Annotated in this window: 25 protein-coding genes; 7 read left to right on the plus strand and 18 right to left on the minus strand. The window is 65.3% G+C overall.

Features of this window, described 5'->3' with window-relative positions:
- Positions 1 to 70: 70 nt before the first annotated feature.
- Positions 71 to 1,012 carry an aldo/keto reductase gene (locus tag VFP86_14155; protein ID HET9000778.1) on the plus strand — a complete coding sequence of 314 codons (942 nt, stop codon included), beginning with the start codon at positions 71 to 73 and terminating at the stop codon, positions 1,010 to 1,012.
- Between the two features lie 63 nt (positions 1,013 to 1,075).
- Here the strand turns inward: VFP86_14155 and VFP86_14160 are convergent, their stop codons facing one another.
- Together VFP86_14160 and VFP86_14165 are read right to left on the minus strand one after the other, a co-directional pair.
- Positions 1,076 to 1,495 carry a hypothetical protein gene (locus VFP86_14160; GenBank protein HET9000779.1) on the minus strand — a complete coding sequence of 140 codons (420 nt, stop codon included), beginning with the start codon at positions 1,493 to 1,495 and terminating at the stop codon, positions 1,076 to 1,078.
- A gap of 101 nt (positions 1,496 to 1,596) precedes the next feature.
- Positions 1,597 to 1,827 (minus strand): hypothetical protein, encoded by a 231-nt coding sequence (locus tag VFP86_14165; protein HET9000780.1) that lies wholly within the window; start codon positions 1,825 to 1,827, stop codon positions 1,597 to 1,599.
- A 301-nt stretch (positions 1,828 to 2,128) separates the two neighbouring features.
- Between VFP86_14165 and VFP86_14170 the strand changes: the two genes are divergently transcribed.
- The gene (locus VFP86_14170) at positions 2,129 to 2,893 is read left to right on the plus strand and encodes a transposase (GenBank protein HET9000781.1); all 765 of its coding nucleotides are present in this window, start codon (positions 2,129 to 2,131) and stop codon (positions 2,891 to 2,893) included.
- 13 nt (positions 2,894 to 2,906) lie between these two features.
- A complete protein-coding gene (locus VFP86_14175; protein ID HET9000782.1) occupies positions 2,907 to 3,266 on the plus strand; it encodes a transposase in 360 nt (119 codons plus the stop codon).
- A 220-nt stretch (positions 3,267 to 3,486) separates the two neighbouring features.
- Here VFP86_14175 and VFP86_14180 read toward each other — a convergent pair whose 3' ends face one another.
- Entirely contained in the window at positions 3,487 to 4,305 is an 819-nt protein-coding gene (locus tag VFP86_14180) for a methyltransferase domain-containing protein (protein HET9000783.1), read from the minus strand.
- Between the two features lie 238 nt (positions 4,306 to 4,543).
- Between VFP86_14180 and VFP86_14185 the strand changes: the two genes are divergently transcribed.
- On the plus strand, positions 4,544 to 5,872 hold the full coding sequence (locus VFP86_14185) for a glycosyltransferase (GenBank protein HET9000784.1): 1,329 nt from the start codon (positions 4,544 to 4,546) through the stop codon (positions 5,870 to 5,872).
- Between the two features lie 28 nt (positions 5,873 to 5,900).
- Here VFP86_14185 and VFP86_14190 read toward each other — a convergent pair whose 3' ends face one another.
- Positions 5,901 to 6,059: a hypothetical protein gene (locus VFP86_14190; protein ID HET9000785.1), complete on the minus strand. Its 159-nt coding sequence runs from the start codon at positions 6,057 to 6,059 to the stop codon at positions 5,901 to 5,903.
- 213 nt (positions 6,060 to 6,272) lie between these two features.
- Between VFP86_14190 and VFP86_14195 the strand changes: the two genes are divergently transcribed.
- Entirely contained in the window at positions 6,273 to 8,141 is a 1,869-nt protein-coding gene (locus VFP86_14195) for an APC family permease (GenBank protein HET9000786.1), read from the plus strand.
- A 42-nt stretch (positions 8,142 to 8,183) separates the two neighbouring features.
- On the opposite strand, the gene VFP86_14200 is transcribed toward VFP86_14195, so the two are convergent.
- The 5 genes from VFP86_14200 to VFP86_14220 all read right to left on the minus strand — a co-directional run bounded on the left by VFP86_14200 (position 8,184) and on the right by VFP86_14220 (position 14,206).
- The gene (locus tag VFP86_14200; protein ID HET9000787.1) at positions 8,184 to 9,230 is read right to left on the minus strand and encodes a zinc-binding dehydrogenase; all 1,047 of its coding nucleotides are present in this window, start codon (positions 9,228 to 9,230) and stop codon (positions 8,184 to 8,186) included.
- Positions 9,227 to 10,846 carry an ABC transporter substrate-binding protein gene (locus VFP86_14205; protein HET9000788.1) on the minus strand — a complete coding sequence of 540 codons (1,620 nt, stop codon included), beginning with the start codon at positions 10,844 to 10,846 and terminating at the stop codon, positions 9,227 to 9,229. The genes VFP86_14200 and VFP86_14205 overlap by 4 nt, the downstream gene beginning before the upstream one ends.
- 143 nt (positions 10,847 to 10,989) lie before the next feature.
- Entirely contained in the window at positions 10,990 to 11,868 is an 879-nt protein-coding gene (gene opp4C, locus VFP86_14210) for an oligopeptide ABC transporter permease (GenBank protein ID HET9000789.1), read from the minus strand.
- Complete coding sequence (locus tag VFP86_14215; GenBank protein HET9000790.1) at positions 11,865 to 12,815, minus strand: ABC transporter permease; 951 nt, start codon at positions 12,813 to 12,815, stop codon at positions 11,865 to 11,867. Before VFP86_14215 ends, opp4C begins: the two co-directional genes overlap by 4 nt.
- Positions 12,816 to 12,820: 5 nt before the next feature.
- Positions 12,821 to 14,206 (minus strand): M20/M25/M40 family metallo-hydrolase, encoded by a 1,386-nt coding sequence (locus tag VFP86_14220; protein ID HET9000791.1) that lies wholly within the window; start codon positions 14,204 to 14,206, stop codon positions 12,821 to 12,823.
- A gap of 145 nt (positions 14,207 to 14,351) precedes the next feature.
- On the opposite strand from VFP86_14220, the gene VFP86_14225 reads away from it, so the two are divergent.
- Positions 14,352 to 14,720 (plus strand): hypothetical protein, encoded by a 369-nt coding sequence (locus tag VFP86_14225; GenBank protein HET9000792.1) that lies wholly within the window; start codon positions 14,352 to 14,354, stop codon positions 14,718 to 14,720.
- 6 nt (positions 14,721 to 14,726) lie between these two features.
- Here VFP86_14225 and VFP86_14230 read toward each other — a convergent pair whose 3' ends face one another.
- The 7 genes from VFP86_14230 to VFP86_14260 all read right to left on the minus strand — a co-directional run bounded on the left by VFP86_14230 (position 14,727) and on the right by VFP86_14260 (position 22,065).
- The gene (locus tag VFP86_14230) at positions 14,727 to 15,140 is read right to left on the minus strand and encodes a hypothetical protein (GenBank protein HET9000793.1); all 414 of its coding nucleotides are present in this window, start codon (positions 15,138 to 15,140) and stop codon (positions 14,727 to 14,729) included.
- A 297-nt stretch (positions 15,141 to 15,437) separates the two neighbouring features.
- Positions 15,438 to 17,015 (minus strand): hypothetical protein, encoded by a 1,578-nt coding sequence (locus VFP86_14235; GenBank protein ID HET9000794.1) that lies wholly within the window; start codon positions 17,013 to 17,015, stop codon positions 15,438 to 15,440.
- On the minus strand, positions 17,012 to 17,632 hold the full coding sequence (locus VFP86_14240; GenBank protein ID HET9000795.1) for a hypothetical protein: 621 nt from the start codon (positions 17,630 to 17,632) through the stop codon (positions 17,012 to 17,014). Before VFP86_14240 ends, VFP86_14235 begins: the two co-directional genes overlap by 4 nt.
- The gene (locus VFP86_14245; GenBank protein HET9000796.1) at positions 17,629 to 18,075 is read right to left on the minus strand and encodes a hypothetical protein; all 447 of its coding nucleotides are present in this window, start codon (positions 18,073 to 18,075) and stop codon (positions 17,629 to 17,631) included. The genes VFP86_14240 and VFP86_14245 overlap by 4 nt, the downstream gene beginning before the upstream one ends.
- A gap of 91 nt (positions 18,076 to 18,166) precedes the next feature.
- On the minus strand, positions 18,167 to 19,663 hold the full coding sequence (locus tag VFP86_14250) for a S53 family peptidase (GenBank protein ID HET9000797.1): 1,497 nt from the start codon (positions 19,661 to 19,663) through the stop codon (positions 18,167 to 18,169).
- 286 nt (positions 19,664 to 19,949) lie between these two features.
- Positions 19,950 to 21,203, minus strand: coding sequence for a copper amine oxidase N-terminal domain-containing protein (locus VFP86_14255; GenBank protein ID HET9000798.1), 1,254 nt, complete (start codon positions 21,201 to 21,203; stop codon positions 19,950 to 19,952).
- Between the two features lie 166 nt (positions 21,204 to 21,369).
- Complete coding sequence (locus tag VFP86_14260; GenBank protein HET9000799.1) at positions 21,370 to 22,065, minus strand: AIM24 family protein; 696 nt, start codon at positions 22,063 to 22,065, stop codon at positions 21,370 to 21,372.
- Positions 22,066 to 22,258: 193 nt separating this feature from the next.
- On the opposite strand from VFP86_14260, the gene VFP86_14265 reads away from it, so the two are divergent.
- Positions 22,259 to 23,287 (plus strand): dipeptidase, encoded by a 1,029-nt coding sequence (locus tag VFP86_14265; protein ID HET9000800.1) that lies wholly within the window; start codon positions 22,259 to 22,261, stop codon positions 23,285 to 23,287.
- 50 nt (positions 23,288 to 23,337) lie between these two features.
- Here VFP86_14265 and VFP86_14270 read toward each other — a convergent pair whose 3' ends face one another.
- Together VFP86_14270 and VFP86_14275 are read right to left on the minus strand one after the other, a co-directional pair.
- Positions 23,338 to 23,604, minus strand: coding sequence for a DUF4242 domain-containing protein (locus tag VFP86_14270; protein ID HET9000801.1), 267 nt, complete (start codon positions 23,602 to 23,604; stop codon positions 23,338 to 23,340).
- Positions 23,605 to 23,716: 112 nt separating this feature from the next.
- A complete protein-coding gene (locus VFP86_14275) occupies positions 23,717 to 24,100 on the minus strand; it encodes a RidA family protein (GenBank protein HET9000802.1) in 384 nt (127 codons plus the stop codon).
- Between the last annotated feature and the right edge of the window lie 328 nt (positions 24,101 to 24,428).

Below are 24,428 nucleotides of genomic sequence, written 5' to 3' on the forward strand. Positions count from 1 at the left end.
GCCTTGCCGCAGGAGACCACAGCGTCGTTTTCGAAATCACAGACGTTCCTATTTCGCGTGAGGAGTCGTGATGAAGCATCTTCCGATGGGTCGGACGGGGGTCAAGATCTCGGCGATCGGGCTCGGCACGAACTCGTTCGGCGGCCGTGCCGAACGGGCGACGTCCATCGCCATTCTTCACCGGGCCATCGACGCGGGAATCAATCTGATCGACACGGCGAACATCTACACGCAGACGGCGTCGGAGACGATCATCGGCGAAGGGTTGAAGAGCCGGCGCCACCAGGCAGTTCTGGCCACGAAGGGCGGGATGAAGATGGGCGAGGGGCCGAACGACGGCGGCTCGTCCCGGTACCATTTGATCCGGGAACTCGAAGGCAGCCTGCGCCGGCTCCAGACCGACTACGTCGACCTGTACCAGATCCACACCTGGGATGCGGAAACCCCGCTCGAGGAGACGCTCCGGACGCTCGACGACATGGTGCGGTCGGGCAAGGTGCGGTACATTGGAGCGTCCAACTACGCCGCCTGGCAGCTCACCAAAGCGCTGTGGGCCAGCGACCGACGCGGGTTTGTCCGGTTCGAGACCGTGCAACCGGAGTACTCATTGGCCCAGCGGGAGGTCGAGCGCGAACTCGTGCCGTTATGCCGAGACCAGGGGATCGGCCTGATCGCGTACTTTCCTCTCGCGGGCGGCATCCTGACGGGCAAGTACCGGAAGGGACAGGCCCCGCCCAAGGGTTCCCGCGCGCTGACGCAGCCCCAGTTCGCGAAGCGCATCAGCGACCAAGCCCTGCGGCTTGCCGAGGACGTGGCGGCCGTCGCAAGCGAGGTCCACTGCACCTCGGGCCAACTGGCCCTAGCCTGGCTGATCCGCCAGCCCGCGGTCTGTAGCGCGATCGCGGGCGCCACCTCGGTGGCGCAACTCGAAGAAAACCTGGGTGCGCTCGAGGTCAACCTGTCTGACGAGGTGTTGAGCCGGCTCGACGAGATCAGCCGTCCGTTCGTGTAAGATCGAAACGGGGTGAGCACCTGAGGGCGCCCACCCCGTTGGGGAGGATTCGACGACTGCCGGTTACATCTTCGACATCGCGGTCAGCTGCACCCCGATGATGTGCGCGGCCGCCTTGGCCTGCGCGAGGTTTCCCATCTTCAGCGCGTCGCTGCCCATGTGGGCGAGCCACCAGGCCACCTGATACTCCTGATCCTGGCCCATCTTAGCCTTGATATCCGGCATAATCCCCTTGCCCTGACCCTGGCACGGGTTTCCCGAGGCCTTGTCGAACATCGGGTCGCCCTCGCCCACGAGACAGTTCACGACGTGATGCAGGTGCAGGCTGACTTCCTTCATCGAATCGTACTTTTCAGCGAACCCCGCGTGTGTGATCGCCGTCTTGAGCTCGTCCGCCATGCCCATTTCCGCCGCGTACGTTCCCTGGGCGACGACCGCCATGGCGAACACGAGCCCGAATACACCCCATAACATCTTCGGCATACGATCCTCCTCTGCGCGATTTGGCGTACACGTGTTCACGTTCTATCGATTGTATCCAGACGCGTGTCACAGCAGTGCAAAGATGGCGATGGGGTAGTGTCCTAATTTGAATCCCAAATCACGTAGGCTTCCCCACCCTTGTCCTTCGCATCGTGAACCACGCCCGTTGACTTTTTGCAGTCCGGGCACTCCCGCTCGCCTTGTTTGCCCCCAGGTTCCTTGAGAAAATCACTGACTACGTAGACCTTGTTACAATGAGGGCACATCACAGCGATATTGTTCCCGAACCAATCCTCGCTTTTTAGGGTTGGGTCTATCCCACGTTTGTTCATGCTGCAGCCCTCCCCTCCGTAGCGGCCTCCAGCAGCGGCGCAAGGCCAGCGATTGCACGATGCCCTCCGCGCGAACAAGGAATGCCAGGGCGCGCAGGCGTGCTGGAAGTAATGTCAAGAGGGGTGGAAATTCAAGTGGCGTACCCTTTCCGAAACCAGTCACACGGAACGCCTCCCTCGCCGGGGAGGGGAAAGGAGTACGCCATTGCAAGGATATCAGCACCTGCGGGGGTTGGACAAGCAGGGAGTACGCTCGCTGCTGGACGTCGTTGCCGTGAGGGCGCGCAGCGAATGTTAATCGATGCGTTGGAGCGAGAAGTCGGACGAGTTTTTCGGGCGGGCGCGCTACGAGCACCGGGTCGGACGGCGGCGCGGGTATCGGAATGGCATCGGAAAGCCGCGGAAGATCGCCGTGGGGTGCGGGACGCTGGAGATCCGGGCCCTACGGGTGCGCGAGACGGACGAACCCTTCCGCTCGCAGCTCTTGCCACGATATCAACGGTCGAGCCAGACTGTCCGCGCGCTGCTGCCGGAGCTCTACCTCCAAGGCCTGGCCACGGGCGATTTCGAGCCGGCCCTGCGCACGCTGCTGGGAGAGGCCGCCCCGCTCAGCCCCGCCTCGATCGTGCGGCTCAAGGAGCAGTGGGTAGCGGAATACGAGGCATGGCAACGTCGCCCGCTCGATCCGCGCTATGCGTATTGCTGGGCCGATGGCTATTTGAAGGCCGGGCCCGAGGATGAGAAGACGGCCGTCCTGATCATCATCGGCGTCACCGCGGACGGCCGAAAAGAGCTGCTGGTCATGGTCGAAGGGTACCGAGAGCCCCGCGAGAGCTGGCGGGACGTCTTACGGGACCTGCGCCGGCGCGGTCTCAAAGAGATCCGGCTCTTCATCGGCGATGGGGGCCTGGGCTTGTGGGGCGCGGTCAAAGACGTCTATCCCAGGCCCGGCACCAGCTGTGCTGGTGTCATAAGCAGCTCAACGTGCTGGACAAACTCCCCCAACGGTTGCAGCCTGAGGCGAATGGGCTCGTCCGGAACATCTACACGGCTCCGACCCGGCTGAGGCAGAGGAGCGGATTGGGCGGTTCGCGCAGTGCTTTGCGCGGGACTACCCGCGGGGCGTGGCGTCGCTCGTCGATCATCAGACGGAGTTGCTCACCTACTACGACTTCCCGCGGGAGCACTGGAAGAGTTTGCGCACGTCCAACCCGATCGAGTCGGTCTTCGACCCGTTCCGGTTGCGGACGCGGGCGACCCGGCGGATGCGAACGGCGCGGACGGGCCTGTACCTGGTCTTCCAACTGGTACGACGGGCGGAACGCCGGTGGCGGCGCATCGACGCACCGCACGTGGTGGTGAAGGTGCTCGACGGTGTTCAGTTCGTAGATGGAGTGGAGGTTATCGAGTCAGCAAGAAAGCGGAGGGCGGTCGCTTGAGGCAGGATAAAGTGACGTTGTTGAAGCTCTCGTATCCATCTCACGCAACGAGCGTGAAGAACGGGGCCGGGACGCATGTACGGACACGCCGATTTGCCATTCTCTGCCATGGACTGCCGGTTGCTTGGTACTTCCCGCTGGTACCCCGCGCAGTACGCCGAACGCGCGCCTGATGGTCAAAGTGTGGACGGTGAGGCAGTGGACTCGCTGCCCTCGCGTTTCAATCGCCCTTCCAGCCAATCGTCTCGCACCAGGTCGAGGCCAAGAACGCGTCCGGGCGCTCCGCCCACGCGTCCAATTCGGCGGCCATCGCATCTACCGTCGCTTGGGTCACCCATTCTTCGATCAGCGCCGTCCGCGCCATGCCCCGGAACCGGTCCTTCAACACTGCGGCGGAGCGGAGCGTCTCCTCCAGCGACCCAGCACTTTCAACGGAGGCCCTCGCTTCGGCCCGCACGAATCCGGCCTCCAGCAGGAGCCGGCGGTGATGGCGGCCTACAAGAGGATCCCTGCCGTTGTGCTGACCGACCCGCCTCCCAAGTGCACGCCGTTCCTCCTGCAGGGGCGTCGCGGGGGTGAAGATCTCCCCTCCCAAATCCGGGTCGCGGAGCCCCACAATGCCGCCTGGGCGCAGCACGCGCCACATTTCCGCGAGCGCCCGGACCGGCTCGCGAAGATGCATCAATACCGCGTGGGCAAAGACCGCGTCGAACGAACGGTCCGGGAAGGGCAGCCGGTACGCGTCGCCGACCTCAAAGCGCACATTCACTATGCCGCGCTCGGCCGCCACGGCACGCGCCTGTTCGACCTGCGTGGGTTGGAGATCGGTGCCGACCACGTCGCCTGGGGCCACCGCCTTGGCCAGCCCTACGGTGATCGTCCCCGGACCACAGCCCACGTCCAGCAGTTGCATGCCTGGACGCAGATGCGGCAGGAAGAAGGCCGCCTGCTGGGCAGCCGTCCGTGTCGCCATCCAAACTTCGTAGGCCGGATTGTCCCGCTGGGAGTAAACCTCCTTGTCTGGACGCTGGTCAGTCATCGGCGCCTCCCTTGGTCGATGAGTTACAAGGCGCGGCAATGCCCGATTCGCTGTCAGCACAATGGAACCTTTCCAGTAAGGGCTAATGCCACGAGTGCAGATATTCTTGGTGTCAGTAATAGAGCAGAGGGTCGTTGCTTGAGAGAATTTCCACCCCTCTTGACATTAGCTCGCGTGCTGGAACGCGCAGCGCCTAACGCCGTGACAGTAGTGCACCTTAAATGATAACATTCAACCCATGGCGCTCGCATCGCAACATCGTGCGCGCTATCTGTTCGCAATGTTCGAGGGCGGCGGGAATCTCTCGCTCATCCTGCCAATCGTCGCGGAGCTTGCCCGGCGCGGCCACGACGTCCGGGTGCTGGCGGGACCGAATGTGCGAGCCGGACGTCCGCCCATGAGCGAGCGCTTCCTCGAGCGCATCCGGGCCACCGGCGCGACACCCATTATCCTGCCGGCGCCCGCAATCCATCCGTTCGACGAGGCCCGCTTCCGCGGACTGCTCGGCGGCGGGACGCCGCGGTGGCTCGAGCGGCTGACGCCGAACTGCGCGCCGCTGGTCTGGTCGCCCGCCTGGGCCGCCGGCATGCGCGCGGAACTCGACCGGGCGCCCGCAGACGTGGCCGTCGCCGATTTCATACTGCTGGGTGCGCTCGCCGCCGCCGAGGCAGAGAGCGTTCCCGCCGCCGCGCTCGTCCACGGGACGTGGAAGCACCGGCCCGCCCCCGGCGCCACGCCCTATGGTACCGGCTTCCTGCCGTCCCGGAGCGTGCTCGGACGGTTACGCGCCGCCCCGTACAATGTGCTCATCGAGTGCCGCTACCGGCGGGACGGCCTCCCGCCGCTCAACCGCGCGCGACACGAGCTCGGGCTCACACCGCTTCGCTCACCGTTTGAACAGTACGATCGGATCGCCCGGGTGCTGATCCTGTCAAGCGCCGCGTTCGACATTCCGCCAGACCCACTGCCGGCGAACGTCCGCTATGTGGGCTCGCCGGTGGAACGCTCCAGCGCCGCGACGTGGCGGTCGCCATGGCAGGCGGACGATCCGCGGCCCCTGGTGCTGGTGAGCCTCAGCACCCTTCCGCAGGGACAAGGTCCGGTGTTGAAGCGCGCTCTCGCGGCCGTCGGCACGCTCCCGGTGCGCGCTCTCGTAACGCTCGGCCCGTCGCTAGATCGCGCGCAGTTCACGGCACCGCCAAACGCCGTCCTCGAGACGTTCGTACCACACGACGTGGTCATGCCCCTCGCCTCGGCGATGGTCACGCAGTGCGGTCTTGGCACGCTGGCAAAGGCGCTCTCGGTGGGCCTGCCGCTCGTCTGCCTCCCGCTCCTGGCCGATCAGCCGGGCAACGCCGCGCTCGTGGCAGCGCACGGCGCCGGGGTTCGTCTACACCACCATGCGTCACCGGCGCATATCGCGCGTGCGATCCAGCGCGTCCTCACCGAACCAAGGTTCCGGGCGGCGGCGGGCCGGTTGGCCTCGCACATCGCGAACGAAGACGGCGCGCAGCATGCGGCATGGGAGCTGGAGGCTCTTGCTCTTGCCCCCGCCCTTGCCGGCTAGATGGCACCGTAACTCACCTCGGCGCGGCTCACGGTCCCTGCTCCTCGTATTCTGCCGCCCGGCAGCTGCGCGGGAGGAACACGTACAGCCGGTTGCGCCTCCGGTCGAACGCCGTCGTATGGGCCCCCTCTTCGGTCGGTAGCGTCTGCACGATGGCCATCTCCGCGAGGTTGATCACGTCGATCACCCCCGGTCTCCTGATGGCGACGTAGAGGAGGCGCCGATCGGATACCAGATTACACGCTGCCCGCGTTGCTGCTGGCTTGGAGCTGCTAGTAGAAAATGCGGCATAAAAGAGTTGCACCCTTAATTCCAAATTAGGACACTACCGAACGGCGATCGGGTAGTGTCTGCCCCGGCCGCAGGGAGTGGTCTGCTCTTCGGGAAAAGAAGATGGACTATGTCGCTCGCCGATCTGCTGTTCGGTAAGCCACTCCCGTCGTCCGCGGAGCGGGCGGAGAGAGCCGGACCCGGCGCGGGAATCGCGATCTTCGGCCTCGACGCGCTCAGTTCCGCCGCCTACGGCCCGGAGGCGGCGCTCACGTTGCTGATCCCGCTGGGTGCGGCAGGCATCGCCTACATCCTCCCCATCAGCGGCAGCATCGTCGTCTTGCTGGCGATCCTCTACTTCTCCTATCGCCAGACCATCGCGGCCTACCCGACCGGTGGGGGGTCGTACACCGTGGCCCGGGAGAACCTCGGCGAGATGCCCGGGCTGCTGGCGGCCGCGGCGCTGATGATCGACTACATCCTGACCGCGGCGGTCGGCATCTCCGCCGGCGTGGGGGCGCTCGTCTCCGTGGTTCCCCAGTGGCAGCCGCACACGCTCGCGCTGTGCCTTGCCACGCTGGTGGCGCTGACGATCGCAAACTTACGCGGAGTGCGCCAGGTCGGCGCGATATTCATGTGGCCGACGTACCTCTTTATCGGGAGCCTCCTCAGCGCGTTGGCGCTGGGACTGTTCAAGACGCTGGCCGCCGGCGGGCTTCCGGTACCGGTCGCGGCGCCGCCTCCCCTGCATCCACAGGCGGCGGGGCTGACCATGTGGCTCTTGCTGCAGTCGTTCTCGAACGGGTGCACGGCCATGACCGGCGTCGAGGCGGTCAGCAACGGCGTGCGTGCGTTCCGCGAGCCGGTGGTCAAGACGGCGCAGCAGACGCTGACGGTCATCATCGCTATTCTGGCGCTGATGCTGGTGGGCATTGCCTATCTCGTCCGCGTGTATCACATCGGCGCGACCGATCCGGGCCAGATCGGGTACGCAAGCGTGCTGTCACAGCTCGTCGCCGCGGTCGCGGGAAGGAACGTCTTCTATTTCATCACGATGACCTCGGTGCTGCTCGTGCTGGCGCTCTCGGCGAACACCGCGTTTGCGGACTTCCCGCGGCTGGGGCGCGCGGTCGCCCACGACAGCTACCTCCCGCACTCGTTCGCCTCACCCGGCCGGCGGCTCGTGTACTCTCAAGGGGTCGTCTTTCTGGCCGCAGTCTGCGCGGGCCTCTTGATCCTGTTCGATGGTGTCACGGACAAGCTGATCCCGCTGTACGCGGTGGGCGCCTTTTTGGCGTTCACGCTGTCGCAGGCCGGGATGGTGATGCACTGGAAACGAGTTCGCGGCCCGAAGTTCCGGTTGAGCATGATGATCAACGGCATCGGCGCGGTGGCCACCGCCATGACCGTCGTGGTCGTCGTCGTGGCGAAGTTCGCCGCCGGGGCCTGGGTGACGGTCCTGTTGATCGCGGCGATCATCCTCGTCATGCTGGCGATCCGGCACCACTACGATCGGGTCGAGGCGGAGACGGCGAGTGGCGCGCCGTTGGACGTGAAGGACCTGCGCCCACCGCTTGTCGTGATGCCGATGCGCGATTGGGACAAGGTGGCGCAGAAGGGGCTGCGCTTTGCGTTGAAGATCTCCCCCGATGTCCGCGTCGTGCACGTCGATTGCGGGGAGGAGACCGAGGACCTTCGCCGGGCCTGGCCCACCCTCGCCGTGGCACCGGCACGGCAGGCGGGGCTGGGGGAGCCAGAGCTCGTGATCCTCCAGTCGCCGTACCGCTACGTGATCACGCCGATTCGAGACTATATTCTGGATCTGGAACGGCGGCACCCCAACCGGCAGCTGGCCATCATCATCCCGGAGATGGTCGAGCATCACTGGTACCACTACCCGCTGCACAACCAGCGCGGGCAGTGGCTCAAGGCGCTGCTGTTCCTCCAGGGGGAGCGGCGGATCAGTGTGGTCAGCGTGCCGTGGTACTTGAAGGACTGATCGCCTAGGCGTAAGCGTAAGAAGCCCGTGGGATGGTGGCGGCTACGGGACGAGCACGATCTTTCCGAAGTGCTCCCGCGCCTCGAAGCGGCGGTGCGCTTCACGTATCTCCGACAACGGGAACACGGTGTCGATGACGGGCTCGATCTCGCCGCGGGACAATAAATGCATCACCGCCGCAAAATCCGACACGCTTCCCATCGGCGCACCGAGGATCTGCCGGTGCCGCTGATACACCTCGCGGATGTCGATCTCAGGCCGCTCTCCCCCAGATGCGCCGCAGATGACCATGCGGCCGCCCGGGCGCAGGCTCCGGATCGATTCTGGCCACGTCGGCGCTCCGACCGGATCGGCGACAACGTGGACGCCTGCTCCCGTCAACTCCCTGACCCGCTCACTGAACTGTGGATATCGCACACGGTCGATCGGGGTCACGCCGAGGGCCTCGGCCTTTCGGACTTTGGCCGGGCCGCTCACGAGCGCAAACACGCGGGCGCCGGCCCGTTTCCCGATCTGCAGCGCCCAACTCCCCACGCCCCCCGATGCTCCGACGACGAGCACGTCCTCCCCCGCGCGGAGGCGGCCGACGGTGACGAGCATGCGCCACGCGGTTGTGCCGCAGGCGGGGGCGGCCGCCGCGCGCTCGAACGCGACACCGTCCGGAATCTTCACGAGGTTCTTCGCGGGCGCACTGGTGAACTCGGCCATCCCGCCCGGGGTGTGCTCCCCGTAAATGCGATAGTCGCGGCACATCGACTGTTCGCCCGCAAGGCACCACTCGCACCGGCCGCAGTGCAAAATGGGGTTGATCACCACGCGGTCCCCGGTCCGCACCTCGCCCGCGTTCGGCCCGACCTCCTCCACGACCCCGGCCACGTCCACGCCTGTAGTCGTCGGCAGCCGCCGCTCGCGCCACGGGTAGACCGGCCGGCCGCCCGGGGGACCGCTGCGAGCCCAGATGTCGAGGTTGTTCAGCGCGACCGCCCGCACTCGGACCAGGGCGTCCCCCGGCCCGAGGCGCGGCGTCGGGATGTCGTCGAGGTGGAGCTTGTCTAACCCGCCATGCTCATGGATGACGACCGCCCTCACTGCGGCCCGGCCAGCCATGCATAGGACGACAAGTCGTAGAGTCCCTGGGCATCGGTGAGGACTTTGGTCATCCGTGTGGCGACCGCTGTGCGGGCGTTGGGATAGTACAGCGTGACCACCGGCAGTTCGTCCGCAAATAGTTCCTGAAACCGATCATAGAGCTGATGCCGCTTCGCCGGATCCGCCGTGGTGGCTCCCTCATCCAGGACCTGGTCCATCTGCGCGATCGAGTGATACGAATAGTTGTACACCCCGCCGGTGCGGTACTGCGAGGCCACGTTGGGATCGGTGGGACCGGTCCATCCGAGGAGCGCCAGGTCGTAGTTGCCCTGCTTCATCGCGGCGATGTGGGTGGGGAAGTCCGACTTCTGGATCTCGGTCTTGATCCCGACCGCGATCAGGTTCTCGCGAATGATATCGGCGGACCGCTCGCGCAGCACGTTCCCGGTGGGGACCCGGAGCACCAGCGTCCGGTTGGGGTCCCACCCCGCCTCCTGCAGCAGCGCCTTGGCCCTCGCGGGATCGAACGGCCATGGCTTCACTTTCTTGTTGAAGTACGGGTTCGTGGGGGGGATCGGCCCCTCGGCCAGCTCGCCTTCGCCCTTCAGGAGCTGAGAGACGAGCAGGGACCGGTTGACGGCGTGCGCGATCGCGCGCCGCACCCGCTTGTCCTGCAGGAACGCGCGCTGGAAATTGATCAGCATGTATTGGTATCCCGGCGCCCTGAACGAGATCCGCTTGAGGTGTCCCATGGCTTTGACGCTGTCCCAGTCCTCGATCAGGATCTCGCCGATCCCGAACCCCGCGGTCACGTCCAGATCTCCCCGCTGCAACTGCGCGAGCATCGTCGCCGGCGGGATGATGCGGATGAAGAGCCGCCGGACGTGCGGCGCCCCAAGGTGGTAGTTGTCGTTGGCCGCGAGCTCGATGAACTCGTCGGTCCGGTACTGCACGAACTTGAACGGCCCGCTGCCCACGGTGGGGCGCTGGAAGAATGGGTGTTTCGAGAGCTGATCGGGCGGAACGGCGGCGAGCACGTGCTTGGGAATGATGTAGACGTTACTGCCGAACCGCTCCAGGAACATCGTCGGATCGACCGGCACCTTCGTTTTGACCTCGAACGACTTCGGACCGAGGATCCGGAAGCCGATCTGCGCCCCGGGAGCGCGCTTGCCGCCGGTGTCCAACCCGGCGATCGTGGCGATCTCAGCTCCCCGGTTAGTCTCTGTTTTCGGATCGCTGATGGTCATCACCGTGAACAGCACGTCTTCGGCGGTGACGGCCTCGCCGTCGTGCCACGCGGCCTTGGGGTGGATCGTAAACGTGAAGGTCTGGCGGTCGGCACCCACCTCCCACCGGCTGGCCAGCGCCGGGATAAACTGCTGTTGGTTGTTCTCGAGGCGGGTCTCCAGCATCCCCGGGAACATGAAGTGGATCGGATAGAACCCGTAGGAGCTGTCGGTGTAGATCGGGCTGAAGTTGTTCGGGGGGCTCCACATCCCGCTGACCACGACCAGCGACGACTTCGGCGCGCCCCACACCCCCGCGGGGAGCCCCAGGGCGGCCGTGACCACGATGGCGGCGGCGGCCGCCAAACACGTACGGATTCTGCTCATGCCTCTCCCTCCAGTAGAACTCGCTCATTGCAAAACAGGTCTGGCCACGAGCCGTGAGAGTGTTCCCCCCGGATCGGGAACGCCCCTCTTTCGGTCGCCGTGCGGCGAGCACGCGGACCTGGGAGAGGCGGAGGGGCCTCGGGTCAGAGCTTCAGGCTGGGGTCCAGCGCATCCCTGAGCCCGTCCCCGACGAAGTTGATAGCAAGGACCGAGATGAGGATCATGAACCCGGGAGGCATCCACAACCAGGACATGCGTTCGAGGACGGTCAGCGACTGCGCGTCGGTGAGCATGTTGCCCCAGGACGGCGTCGGCGGCTGAACCCCCATCCCGAGGAACGAGAGCGCCGCCTCCACGAGAATGGCGTTGGCTGTTCCGAAGGTGGCGGCGACCAGGACCGGCGCCATCGCGTTGGGGAGTAAGTGACGCTCGATCACCCGGACGTCGGCGGCGCCGGACGCTCGCGCCGCCTGAACAAACTCCTGATCCCGCAGCGTCAACAGTTGGCCCCGGACCAATCTCGCGACTCCCGGCCACCCCAGGAGGCCGAGCACGATAATGACGTTCCACAGGCTCGGCTTCCCAAAGACGCTCACCGCGAACAAGATGATGACCAGAGGAGGGAACGAGAGGACGATGTCCATGAGCCGGCTCAGCAGGACGTCCGCGACCCCGCCGTGGTAGCCGGCCAGGGAGCCTACCGTGGTGCCGATCGCGGCGTAGATCGCGACGGCGAGAAGTCCCACGGTCAGCGAGACGCGGGCCGCATAGATCAAGCGGCTCAGGACGTCGCGGCCCACACTGTCGGTGCCGAGCACGTGCAGATCGGACGGACCGGCTTGGAACGCGCCGGGGTCGATCGTGGTCGGGTTGTAGGGAGCCAGCAGAGGAGCGGCAAGCGCGGTCACTGCGATGCCGGCGAGGATCACCAGGCCGGCGACCGCCGGCCGGTGGCGCAGAAACCGGCGGAGCGCGAGGGCCCAAAAGGACGCCCCCGTGATCCGGGGTCCGCTTCTCTTCATTCGTAGCGAACCCTCGGATCGACGAGTGAGTAGGCGACGTCGGCAAGCAGGTTGGCGACCGCGACGAGTCCGGCGCTGATCAGGGTGATCCCCATCAGGATAGGGTAGTCGCGCTGATTGATCGCCTCGATCGTCAGGCGCCCCATCCCGGGCCACTCGAAGATCTGCTCTGTGATCACCGCCCCGGCCAGCAGGATTGGGATCTGCAGGCCGGCGAGGGTGATCACGGGGATGAGCGCGTTCCTAAGCGCGTGCCGGCGCAGCACGACAAGTTCGGCGAGCCCCTTGGCGCGGGCGGTGCGGACGTATTCCTGTCCCAGCACCTCCAGCATGCTGGAGCGCACGTAGCGGGTGACCTGCCCGGCTCCGGCGACGGCAAGGACACCTGCCGGCAGAATCAGGTGCAAGAGCGTGTCGAGGATCCCGCCCTCGCCGCCCAGCGTCACCGTGCCGCCGGTAGGCAGCCACTGCAGCTTGAGCGCGAAGAGGTAGATGCCGGCGAGGCCCAGGAAGAATGTCGGCAGGCTGATCCCGAGGAACGCAAACAGAGTCGCGAGGTAATCGATCCAGGTGTACCGTCGGGTGGCGGCCACGACCCCGGCAGGGACGGCGATGAGGTATGAGAGGAACAGCGCCGTGACGGTCAGCGTCAGCGTGGGCGGCACGCGCTCGGCGATCCGGTGCGCGACCGGGGCCCCGCTGCTGAACGAGTAGCCGAGATTGCCGTGGGTCAGCTCGTTGAGCCACCGCGCGTAGCGGACGTACACGGGCTGGTCCAGCCCGAGCGCCCGCCGCTTGATCTCGACGTCGGCCCGCGTCATGTTCGGGTCGATCAGCATCTGGACTGGATCCCCGGGTGTCAGCGACACGATGAGATAGCTCAGCATGGTGATGCCGAGCAGAATCGGAAGGGTGATCAGGACCCGCCGCAGCAGATACTGCTGCATTCCGCTCAGTCCGCGGCAAACTCGTAGAGGAACCGGCAGACGGAGCGCTCGAACAACCGCATCCCGTCGATCGTCGCGTACTCGTTGGGGCTGTGGGGCCGCCCTCCGTGCCCCAACCCGCCCATCACAAACGGCTGGTTGAGGACCCGGCGGAAGAGATAGAACGGCGCCGAGCCGGCAAGGTGCGGCCAGATCTCCGGCTCTCCTTTCAGGGCCCGAACCGTGCGGATCATCGCCTGGACGGCCGGCTCGTTGACGCTCGTCTTGGCCGGCGGGTAGCCCTCGTAGAAATGGACCTGGATATCATCGCGATCGATGCGCCGGAGATGCGCCAGGATCCGCTCCCGGACGCGTTCGGGCTCCATGTTGGGCACGAGCCGGACGTCCATCTTCACCCGCGCCTCGTGGGGCAGGAGCGTCTTCATCCCCGGGCCGGTATACCCGCCCCAGATCCCGTCGATGTTCAACGTCGGAGTGTAGAGGTACTGGCGGAGCAGGGCCGCGCCGGCGAGGTTGTACTTGAACCGCTCCGCATCCCACATCGCCAGCTGCGTCTCAGGATCAAAGGTCTTGGCGAGGTTCTCGAGCAGCGCTTCGTCCTCGGCGCTCGGCGGTACGATGTCGTCGTAGAGCCCATCGATCCTGATCTGCTCCTCGTCATCCATCATCGTGCCGAGCGCCCGCACGAGCCGCCACGCCGGACTCCCCACCCAGACCGCGTTGCTGCCGTGGACCCCCTGTGTCCGCGGGCCCCCCCACGCACCACCGCGGGCGGCGACCTCGAAATACTGGATGCCCTTCACGCCCAGCCACAGCACGGGCTTTCCGCGCCGATCCTGACAGAAGAACGCGAAGAACGTGGCGTCGGCCCCGAGCCGATCCTTGTGGGCATGGATGAACCCCGGCAGGTTGCGGCTGCCCAGCTCCTCCTCGCCTTCCACGACGAACTTCACATTGACCGGCAGCCGGCCATCGACCGCCTGAATACTCTCGAGCACATTGAACAGCCCGGCAAGCGGGCCCTTGGTGTTGTAGATGCCGCGCGCGACGATGCTCCGGCCTACCTCGGGGAGATCGACCGCCTCGCCCGCGAAGGGGGGAACCATCCACTCCTCCCCCTCGACCGGCTGGACATCGTACATCCCGTAGAGGAGCAGGGTCTTCGGACGCCCCGCGTCGATCGCACCGTGGACAACCGGCCACCCGGGAGTCGGCGCAATCTCCGCGCTCCCACCGAGGCAGCGGACCGTGTCCCGGACCAGCTCGGACATCTCCCGCATTCCGACGCCTTCGCCGCTGATGCTGGGCTGGCGGACGAACGCTCTGATTCGCTCCAGGTGTCGCTCAAATGCGCCGTCGATGTGACGGTATAGCGGCTGCAGGTCGGTCATGAAGGCGCCCTCCCGGGATGGCCCATTCGGGCCGCGAGCAGACGGCGCCTCATCGCTACGACGCGGAGTTCGACCGGTCCTCCCCTCTCAGCGTGTCCGGAACAAGTGTCTCGGGGGCATTAGTGTAGGGTGCCAGGAGACACGGATGAAGGAGGATGACATGCAGGCCCGTAGCGTGATTCTAGGGCTGGTGATTGGGCTGGTGCTGGGGAGCGTCGTGACTGCGTTTGGGGAAAACGGTTTGACATGGTACACCGTATCGCAGTTGTACAGTGGCACGAATAACCGCAGCCTCCAACTCGGTTATTGGGCGGGAGTGCAAGACGCCATGGAGGACATTGTGACGCCGCCTGTGACCACGGTAGGAGATCTGCAGCGGGCACTCAACTGCATGAATCAGCACACCAGTGACCGCCTCGGTGCTTTCGCCGAATGGGCGTTTAGCGTTGTGAATCGAAGCGACCGACAACAATTCACCGCGGCGAGCGTTCTGATTGCACATGCCTGTGAGTAGGAAATTTTAATACCGTACTTTCAATTCCCGGACACCCCACACGCGTGCCAGCTCAGGGGTTTCCATGTAGATGTCCATGCGCCGCGTCCATTCAGGAGCCATGACATCCCGGACTCTATATTTCCACCCCGCGAGACACACGTCGCGCCCCAGCAGGGGCGTCAGATCGTGTGACACTGCAACCGTACCGGTCCACACCTTCCCACCGAGTGCCACTTCTGTGCCGGGTGTCATTCCATCCCCCACACTATACGCGGTCGCCGTCACCTGCATGACGCGGTTTCCCAGCCCGTAGCAGCGATGTGCTGCCGGATGCATCTTAGACGGCAATGCGAACGTCGGCCCGATCGCCGGTGGTAGCACCAATACGCCCAGCCACGAGAGCAACATAATCCCCATGGAGCCCAAACGCGCGCACATCCCAGCACACCCCCCATCTCACGCGGCCCAGCCGGACCACATCTGGTCATTGTGACGAATCAGTTGGAGGAGGGGACCTCATTCACTTTCGTCTCTTTTGCTGGACCGGCGCTCGTCCGGATGAAATCGCGCTCATCCGTCCGAACTCATACGTTTGCGCTGAAAAGGCCTAAAATACGCAGGAACCCTACGGTTAAGACGCGGGAGGTGGGCACGTGAAAAACTTTCAGGTATCGGTCGTCGTCTTACTCGCGCTAATCGGCTCGGAGCTCGCGATGATCGCCGGGCGGCCTCACACTACTTCAGTTGTTGCCAGGAGAGGATCGTGAGGCCGCGCCCGAAGGCGCTCAGCGCCAGGGGATCGAACCGAAGAACAACGGTCGCATCCTCTACGGTGAAGCTCGAGTTCGGAGTGCCGCGGTTGTTGTGGTACATGGCGCCGATTTGATCGACCGCGGCACCCGGCCCGATCGTCATCCCGTCCGCCGTGTAGAGGAGGCCGTCGGTGATGAGTCGTTGCAAGGAGCCTCCGCATAGGACCAGCCGCCCGGATCCCCTGATCGTCTGCCCTCCACACACGGTGGTGAGGCGTCCGGCCGGGGTCGGGAGACCCAACACCACCACCCCGGGCGTGGCCCGGCCGGCCGCGGTCGTCAGATCGTGCCGATTCGTCAGGCTCACGTCCTCGCCGAGGATCAGGTCACCCGCGATCGCCAGCGTCACATCGCCGTTCGGACCGCCCAGGTCGAGGTCCCGGACCACCTGGACGATCCCGGCCACGTAAACGGTGCCTTGCAGCCCCTCTCCCCGGTGGGTTGAGAGATACCCCACGAGCTGGTAAAAATCCAAGTTCGAGTACACCGAATCGGTCTTGTCCGGGAACCCCGCGTGCTTGTTGACCATGACGTTCGCTGCGTTGCGCTTGGCGCTTTCGAGAAACGGTGCGCGGTCGAGCGCGAGCTGGGGAAGCTGCTGCTCCCGCATACGCCTCATATAGACATGCCGCATGCCGGCCGCATCGCGCGCCATGCTCTCAACGGTTCCGCGGAGGGTGGCAACACTCTCGAGATCGGCATGCGAGTCTCGAGCGCTCACACAGGCAGCGACGGTCCCGCAGGCGTTCAAGAGCGTCCCGGTCTGTGGCCGCGCCTTGACGAGATCTCCAAAGACCCCGAGAATCCAGGGCGAGCCGTCGGCGGCCGGATCGGGGTCGTAGGCGGGACGCGCAGGGAAGCCGAAAAGGGCGTAATCGGGGACCGACCCGACATCGCGGAGCCGCACCATCTGCATCGCTTCTTCGCTCAGCGCGTTCAGGTGAACTCCTGTGTCGGCGAAGTGGGTCTCGGTGAATGATCCCAGGCTTCCCCCGCCGCCGGGGGTGTCCGTGCCGTAGCCGGCCAGATAGATCCTGGTAGCGCTCCCCCCCAGCTCGATTCGCGAGACACCGAACAGCGCAATCGCCATCGGGGTCCCGGCGATTGCGCACGCACGCACCCGGGCCGGGATGGCTCGCTTCAGGAACGGGACCTCGGCCAACGCCTCGAGTGTCTTGAAGCCGGCGCCGCATCCCGTGGCGGGCCCCGCGTCCACCCAATACGTGAAGCGTCCGCCGCCGTATGGTCGAGTCACCCCGCGCGCCGGGGTCGTGTAGGCTCGGGGATCGACCGCGGCGGCGATCTCCCCCTTGGCTTCTTCCAGGCCGGCTTGGGCGAGATAGAAGCTCCGCGCCACGGCATTCTGAATGGACGCATGGAGCACGTCCGTGTCCATCACTCCCACGAGGGCGAAGCCGATCGTGGTCACGATCATGATCGTCGCCAGCACCGCGATCATGGCGACCCCGCGCTCGGTCGTGGGGACGTCCTGCGCGTTCACGGGTTCTCCGGGACGATGACCGTCTGGACGTAAACATCACCCCGGCTGGGGGAGGCACCGGGGACACGTTCGTGCAGCGTCACCGCGACCGATGACGGGGCGGCGTTCCCCGCGGGCTCGAGCGTAAACGATGCGCCGACGACGCGGGTGCCGATGACCGCGTGCGGGGTCAGCGCCGGGGGTGGCCACTCGACCGCTGGGAATGTAGTACTCGGGTCGCACCGGCTGCGCAGCTCGTTCGAGGCCGCATCGCGCCAGAAGTAGATCGTCGCCTGCCAGTTAGGACCCCCGTTGACCAGTTGAAAGTGGCCTCCGCAGTTCGCATCGCGGGCCGTCACGAACCCGATGCACCCATCGTACTGTCCGGTGCACCCTGCCTCTGCCGGGTAGACCCTCAACCGGTCCGGCGCAAGGGTGGTTTCGTGCAGGACCCGGGCCGTCCGATCAAGGGCCAGCCGCACATCCTGCTGGACCGCAAGCCGGTCGTCGGCGCGCTGAGCGAGCACAAGAGCCATGACGAATACCTGGTAGATCGACAGGATCACGAGCCCGAACAGCGCGAGCCCCACAAGAGCGTCGACGATCACATACCCGCGCTGCGAGCGTGAACGGGTCATGGCGCATCCGGCCCCCTGACCCGGGTCTCCAGAGTCCGCGTCTGCGTGACGAGACCCCCCGAGCAGTTGGCTGAGGCGTTCCCCGACGCGCATCCTCCGCCATACGCAACCTGCCAGCTCACTGCGACCGCGATGTCGAGGAATCCCGTGACCGCACGACGCACGGTCGTGCGGATCGTGTACGGCCGGCCCCGTCCGGGGGGAACCTGGGCGATCGACGTGCTGTCGTTCTCCGCGAGCAGCGTCCGCGCCGGCATCGTGCGCAGTATCTCCACGCGGGCCCGCGCGAGGTTCATCGCGATGGACGCGGTCTCGGCCACGACCCCGGAAGACAGCGACAGCATGAACATCCCCCACACCCCCAGCATCGCGACGCTGAAGAGGGTAAGCGCCACGAGGATCTCAATCGTCCCGAGACCCCATTCGGCCGGGGATCTTCTCATGGACTTCAGAAGGGATGCGACGAATGGACCGGGATGGGGCGCCCTTGTCCGCGCCGAGCGCCCCATCCTGTCACGGCAGGCGACCCCGACCCTACGGCTGCGCCGCCAGATCAGTGACGAACTGATTGGCCTTCGGGCTTCCGAATCCCGTAGTGAGGTCCCATCCTGCGGTCGTCGGCATGCCCGGAACGCCCGAGCCGTACTCGGCGTTGCTGTTAAGCGTGGTCACCCCCGCGCCGGTCCCGAACGCGAGGGGCACGATGTCAAGGAAGTCGGCGGCTGGCAGTTGGTAGAGCCTGGGGTTCAGATACCCCACCGGACCCTTCCCCGCCTGAGCCCGCATCTGGTTGGCCACGGCGATGAGCGCCGTGAGCTGGGGCGATGCGGCACTCGTCCCACCAACGGTATGCCATCCCAAGCGCACGCCGGGGAAGCTCGTGTACACGAGTACCCCGCCGTTCACCGCCGCGTTCCAGGACAGATCGGGAATGCCACGACGGCCCTGCAAATTCGGGATGCCGGACTGGAAGGCCGGGGTGGCGAACAGCACGCTGCGCCCGCCCCCGGTCGCGATCCGATCCCAGTCTTCTTTCCATACCGCTTCGGTCCGCCCGCCCGGAACGACGTTGAAGTTTAAGTAACTGGCCCGGCAGGTGTTGACAGGGGTGCCTGCCGCCAAGCAGGTGAAATAGGTGGACGCTTGGACTGTCGGGTTCCATCGCCAGCCGAACTGCAGCCAAGTTCCCCCTGCCGAGGTCACCAGCGGGTCCGACGACGGCCAGTTCACGGTCGGGAAGGGGAACACCCGCATCTGTTTGTCGACGTTCGCGGTGCCAGTGTCGCCGCTCGAGCCCAGCACGGTCATCCCGTTCGCAGCGGCCTGCTGGTAGATCTTGTCGAACCGCGCCACCTGCGGATCCCCGGCCCCGTGGAACGACTGCTCGGTGGCCGCGAAGCTCTGGCTCATGGCCGAGCCCGGGAAGTTGACCGTCGCGATCTCTTCGCCCTTGAGCATGTTCGGGAACCCCTGTACATCCTCGGTCTCGGACGGGACGGTCGCGATCAAGACGATCTTTGCGTCGGGCGCGATGGCATGAGCCCATTGCAGATCCAGGCTGGTCTCGACGGCCCAGCCGACCGGGGCGCCGTTGACCGAGTTGTTGAAGGGCGGTGTGCCGTCCGGGTGGATGATCGTGAGGTCCGGCTGGGGCAGGCCGAAGGTGGTGCTGAAGACCTGTAGATCGTGCAGGGCTGTCGGGCTGCCGTACGAGTCGACAATGACGATCGTCTGCCCCGCCCCGGCGTTACGTGGGTTCGCATTATGGAGGGCGCCGACGCCGTAGGCGGCATAGATATCGGACGGGGCATAGCAGTGGATGAAAGCCGACTTGAACACCGGCGCCGGGGTGATGCATGCCGCAGCAGCAGCAGGGATCGCCGCCTGATCGGGCTCATCGGGTGCCACAGCGACGAGCGGCACGAACTGCAGGATCCCGCGGGGCGTAGGCGACCCCGCCACAGCCACCGCTGCGACGAGGGTGAAGATCGCGAACAGGGCCGGACGCGTCCAGGTCCGAAATCGTGGCATACTGCTACCCCCCTCTCTCAGATCGAAGTGGTTATCAGAATATCAGGCATGGCTTCCCTTCAAACCGGTAATCGTTCCTTCCTTCGGTCGATTGCCCGTCCCTGTCTGTTTGAATGAGAACACGCATTTCATGCCGGCAAATTCGCGTGAGCGGCATTTTTGTATGGGGACACGAGAGAATGTGCTGCTGGCGAATCGCTTGTTGAGTCTATCGAAGACAGGAGCTAACGGTGGAGCGGGAAACGGGACTCGAACCCGTTTCCCGCTTTATGACCGGGCTCGCGGGTCAGCGCACGGAGACCTCGACGCTGGCCGGGTCGGACTGGACGCCGTTTACGATCTCCACGGCGGAGATGACATACGGGAACGCCACAAAGGGAATCGACGAGACGTTCATGTCCACCCTCCAGCGCCCCGCCTTATTGGCGACGGTCTGCTGCTGGATCGTGTTTCCGAGCAGACGCGGTTGCGCCTTGACGACGACGATCGCCCCTGGGCTCGCCGAGCCTTCCACCGAGAACGCGTTTCCGACCGTTGCCCCGTTGCCGGGGACGGCGATCGACGGCGCGGAGACGACGGTGACGGTCGGGGTCTGCGCCGATGTGTCGGCCACGTTCACTTCGTAGGCCTCATTGGTCCCTTCGATAACCAGGAAGCGGGCGTTGCGCCCGTTCTGGAACGCGCCGAAGTCCGCCGCCTGACCGTTCAGGGTGATCCTGGCGTCATTGAGGACGACGAATGACACACCGCTGGTAAGCGTGACGGTACGGTTCCGGCCGTTCACCGTCGCGATCCGGCCGGACGCGCCGACCCGGTACTGTGCGGTGATCTTCACCGCTTGGTTCTGGCCGTTCATGTCAACCACGACGTGATCGCCGCGCTGGAGCGCCCCGAGCGGCGCGGAGCCGCCCGCATTACCCTGCGCATTGTAGCGGAAGATGGCCGTCTCGGGCAGGACCGGAATCGTGTAGTCTTGGTTGTTGCTCCGGACGACAATCTGAGGGTGGTCACCGGACGATACGGACATGAGCCGCCCCGAGAGCGTCTGGCCCGGCGACGGTGCCGGGGGTGGGGTCTGTAGAATCGGGGGCGGCGGCGTGCCGGCACCGGTCGAGCCAATCAGGATCGTCTGGCTTGCCTCAACCCACTGCACGTTTGCCCCGAGCGACTCGCTGATGAAGCGGAGCGGGACCATCGTCCTGCCCGCGATCGTGAAGGCTGGAACGTCGAGCAGGGCCGCGTTAGAATTGACGCGCGCCTGTCGCGACCCGATGGTCAACTCCACCGTCTGCGGTCCCCGAACCGCAACGATATGCTGCGTTTGGGGGTCGAAGTCGACCGTGGCCCCAAGGCGCTCAAAGATCCCCCGCAACGGCACAAGCACCCGCCCCTGGATCATACTGGGCGGCACGTCAAACGAGAGCGGCTGCCCATCGACGTACACTCGAATAGGCGCCTGTTGCGCGAACACACCAGCAGGCAACATCAAACTCACTGCAACAACGAGGCTCACGAGCAGCGAAACGTTACGCCGCATCATGTTCCTCCCTCCTTTCGAGGCCGCTCTGTTCCCGAAACGGCCCTATGGATGAGTGCACCGCTCTTTCAACAGACCATTTTTCCCCGGGGATCCGGCCCCGAAACACATCGGGGGCGCCCATCAGGCGCCCCCGGCAGCGTAGAATCTGTGGAGTTTTTCCGCCAGATTACCCGTCCGTCGGCAGGTGCATGTACATCGACTGCAGCGCGATGCGCCCCGGCCCGGTGAAGCGGTTCCAGAAGATCTGGCCCGCGCTCGCAAAGAGCCCGGTCGAGAACTTTTGGAAGATGGTCTGCATCTGCACAGAGCGGTCCTTGTAGACCCACCCGCCCGGCTCGATGTCGATCTGCTCGTTCGGGCCGAGGGTCACTTCGAAGACGTTGCCGTAACCGTGCAACCACAGGATCCCGTCCTGCCGCAGGCAGGTGAAGGTGTCAATAAAAAACCCCGTGCCGCTGAACAGAATATTGGCGGCGCCCTTGACCCGGGTGAACGAGTAGTCCACGCCGTCCGTCGCGGCGAGGAACTGGTGCTCCCGGACGTCCACCGCCTCGCCGACCTTCATGTGCAGGCCAAACACGTGCCCCGCTCCGTCCCGGCTAAACGCGATCCTGCCCGGCCCTTTGGCCTGGGTCATGAATACCGGCATCCCCGAGAGCACCCGTTTGAACGCCCCCTTGAGGGGTTTGAGGGACACTTCGACGGCGGGATCCTTCCACAGCAGAATATGGTGCTCGAAGTACACCTGCATGGCCGACAGCTCCACGTGGAGCGCCGGAACGAGTTCGCCCTCGATGTGATACGTGACGCCGCCAAATGTCTCATCGCGAGCCGTGGTGGGAAGCAGGATGGGAACCGCCATGAACAGCACCTCCTCATCTCATTACCTTTCTCGACAGGTACGAGCCGTGCGCGAGGCAAAAAAGAAAGATGGAACGACCACGGTGTCCGAACGCGTAAGATGAGTGCCCCAATGGATGGGGGCTTAGACCCGGGGGCCGCCCGAGCCGGCGCGGCGCGGGATGGGGGCCGCGGCCGAGATCAGGAGTGAGAGCATGCGGGACCTTCACCGCGATGCCGTTGTGGTGGACTGCCATAACGATTTGATCCTGCTCGTTGCGAGGAAACGAGCACTGGGAGAAGCCGGTTACTTTCGGGATCACGTCATCCCAACGCTCCGAGAGGGGGGTGTGGACGTCCAAGTCGTCCCCATATTTATGGAAAGCGAATACGCGGCCGAGGGAGCCCTGCGCCGGACGCTCCAACTCGTCGAGTACGTTCACCAGGAGGTCGAGGCGAACCGCGACGCGGTGGCGCTTTGCCTGACCGGCGGAGAGATCGACGAGGCGGTCGCGCAGGATAAGATCGCCTTGGTCCTCGCGCTGGAGGGCTGCGAGGGTGTCGGGCGGCATGTCGAGCTTTTGGGCACGATGTTTCGGCTCGGCGTGCGCATTGCCTCGTTCACGCACTTCGGTCGGACGCTACTGGCGGACGGCAGCGGCGAGGACGACACCGGTGGTCGGTTGACGCACGCCGGGGTCGCCGCGGTCAGGGAAATGGAACGTGTGGGGATCCTCGTCGACGTCTCCCATCTCTCCGAGGCCGGGACGCGCCACGTGTTTGAAATCGCCACCCGCCCGGTGATCGCTTCACATTCTTCGGCCCGCGTCCTCTGTGATCACCACCGCAACCTCACCGACGATCAGTTGCGGGCCATCGCGATCACGGGCGGGGTGATCGGGATCAACTTCTTCCCTGCATTCGTGGACAGGGACCATCCCACCGTGGACCGGGTCGTGGATCACATCGAGCACGTCGCGACGGTCGCCGGCATCGAGCACGTCGGAATCGGACCGGACTTTATCAAGGAATACTACGACGAGGTCTATCCTCAGTACCCAACCTTCAAGGTCCAGGGCCTCGACGCCAGGACGCCGGTCGAGGGCCTCGCGGGCCCGCAGGACCTGCCGGCCGTGACACAGGCGCTGCGGCGCAGAGGCATATCCGAGAAGGACGCGCGCAAGATTCTCGGAGAGAACTTCCTCCGCGTGTTCCGGTCCGGGTTGGGCGTCCCTGGAAGATAACGGGACATGGGAGGTTGGGGGAGGCCCCGAGGGAGGCCTCCCCGCGGCGGTTATTTGGGCGTCAGGTCCATCGCCTCGGTGATCCTAGTGAACGGGATCTTGGCGGTCTCATTCACCTGCTTTACCAGGTCCGCGTTCGACGCCTCGAACAGGCACATGCAGTGCGACTCGCCGGGCACAAACGTGCTGCGGATGTACCGCACGGGCTTGCCTTGTGCGCTGAACTGCCGGCTGGTCTCGATCGCGGCCTTCTGGGCGGCTGCGAGTTGATCGATCGTCACCCCTGGGAGGTTTCGATCTACCATATAGACGGGCATCTCCGCACCTCCTGGCTTAGTGTGTGCAACCCTACCTCGGTCTCAGCCTCGAGTCATCTATTTCGCGCTCCGGGTGCGCAGTTCCCCGATCGGCCCGGCCGCCGGGACCCGGTCATGGACACGCGGCCACCGCCTCGATCTCCAGCAGGTACTCCGGGGTGGCGAGGCTCGCCACGACCACGAACGTGTTTGGCGGGAAGTACGTCTTGAAATACCGCGCGCGGACCTCCGCGATCTTCGCCCGGTACGCCAGGCTCGTCGTATATGTCGTCATCTTCACGACGTCGTCGAACGTCGCCCCGGCGGAGGCCAGGACCGCCTTGAGGTTTTCGAACACCTGCACCGCCTGGGCCTCGACGTCGCCTCTGCCGACGATCGCCCCCTCGATGTCCTGCGCCACCTGACCCGCGAGAAACACCAACCCCCCGGCCTTCGCCGCGTGCGAGTACCCTGTCGTCTTGTGCACGCCCCGAACGGCCACGTCCTCACGCCGCATATCCATCCCTCCTCCGTGAAAGGGCACGAGTCGCGCGTCACCCATGACGCGGCGGCGACGACGCGGTCTCCAATCTTCGCGCTCACGGTGCGGACTCCCCCGTCGGCTAAGCGTTGTGCATCTCTCAGGCGGTGAGCTTACGCAGGGCAGACCCAGGCTAACGCCGATCAATAAGCGGCGACGTCGACGACAGCGATTCAGTCGGATAAGTTCCTGCTCGATCGAAACTCTCTCCAAGCCGGTGACTTGCCGCGCATTCGTGCGCTGCAGCACGGCTGGTAAGCTATCGAATTAGCGCAGTGATCTGAACGCCGCTCGGACCTCTTCA

The organism is bacterium (assembly GCA_035703895.1).
GTDB lineage: Bacteria > Sysuimicrobiota > Sysuimicrobiia > Sysuimicrobiales > Segetimicrobiaceae > Segetimicrobium.

Excerpts from the sequence above, each read along its gene's own strand:
- VFP86_14155 (HET9000778.1), top strand. The coding sequence starts at position 71 with ATGAAGCATCTTCCGATGGGTCGGACGGGGGTCAAGATCTCGGCGATC.
- VFP86_14245 (HET9000796.1), bottom strand. The coding sequence starts at position 18,075 with ATGAGAAGATCCCCGGCCGAATGGGGTCTCGGGACGATTGAGATCCTC.
- VFP86_14270 (HET9000801.1), bottom strand. The coding sequence starts at position 23,604 with ATGCCCGTCTATATGGTAGATCGAAACCTCCCAGGGGTGACGATCGAT.
- VFP86_14160 (HET9000779.1), bottom strand. The coding sequence starts at position 1,495 with ATGCCGAAGATGTTATGGGGTGTATTCGGGCTCGTGTTCGCCATGGCG.
- VFP86_14230 (HET9000793.1), bottom strand. The coding sequence starts at position 15,140 with ATGTGCGCGCGTTTGGGCTCCATGGGGATTATGTTGCTCTCGTGGCTG.
- VFP86_14275 (HET9000802.1), bottom strand. The coding sequence starts at position 24,100 with ATGCGGCGTGAGGACGTGGCCGTTCGGGGCGTGCACAAGACGACAGGG.
- VFP86_14220 (HET9000791.1), bottom strand. The coding sequence starts at position 14,206 with ATGACCGACCTGCAGCCGCTATACCGTCACATCGACGGCGCATTTGAG.
- VFP86_14165 (HET9000780.1), bottom strand. The coding sequence starts at position 1,827 with ATGAACAAACGTGGGATAGACCCAACCCTAAAAAGCGAGGATTGGTTC.
- VFP86_14260 (HET9000799.1), bottom strand. The coding sequence starts at position 22,065 with ATGGCGGTTCCCATCCTGCTTCCCACCACGGCTCGCGATGAGACATTT.
- VFP86_14265 (HET9000800.1), top strand. The coding sequence starts at position 22,259 with ATGCGGGACCTTCACCGCGATGCCGTTGTGGTGGACTGCCATAACGAT.
- VFP86_14205 (HET9000788.1), bottom strand. The coding sequence starts at position 10,846 with ATGAGCAGAATCCGTACGTGTTTGGCGGCCGCCGCCGCCATCGTGGTC.
- VFP86_14240 (HET9000795.1), bottom strand. The coding sequence starts at position 17,632 with ATGACCCGTTCACGCTCGCAGCGCGGGTATGTGATCGTCGACGCTCTT.
- VFP86_14185 (HET9000784.1), top strand. The coding sequence starts at position 4,544 with ATGGCGCTCGCATCGCAACATCGTGCGCGCTATCTGTTCGCAATGTTC.
- opp4C (HET9000789.1), bottom strand. The coding sequence starts at position 11,868 with ATGAAGAGAAGCGGACCCCGGATCACGGGGGCGTCCTTTTGGGCCCTC.
- VFP86_14195 (HET9000786.1), top strand. The coding sequence starts at position 6,273 with ATGTCGCTCGCCGATCTGCTGTTCGGTAAGCCACTCCCGTCGTCCGCG.
- VFP86_14250 (HET9000797.1), bottom strand. The coding sequence starts at position 19,663 with ATGCCACGATTTCGGACCTGGACGCGTCCGGCCCTGTTCGCGATCTTC.
- VFP86_14225 (HET9000792.1), top strand. The coding sequence starts at position 14,352 with ATGAAGGAGGATGACATGCAGGCCCGTAGCGTGATTCTAGGGCTGGTG.
- VFP86_14170 (HET9000781.1), top strand. The coding sequence starts at position 2,129 with ATGCGTTGGAGCGAGAAGTCGGACGAGTTTTTCGGGCGGGCGCGCTAC.
- VFP86_14215 (HET9000790.1), bottom strand. The coding sequence starts at position 12,815 with ATGCAGCAGTATCTGCTGCGGCGGGTCCTGATCACCCTTCCGATTCTG.
- VFP86_14180 (HET9000783.1), bottom strand. The coding sequence starts at position 4,305 with ATGACTGACCAGCGTCCAGACAAGGAGGTTTACTCCCAGCGGGACAAT.
- VFP86_14255 (HET9000798.1), bottom strand. The coding sequence starts at position 21,203 with ATGATGCGGCGTAACGTTTCGCTGCTCGTGAGCCTCGTTGTTGCAGTG.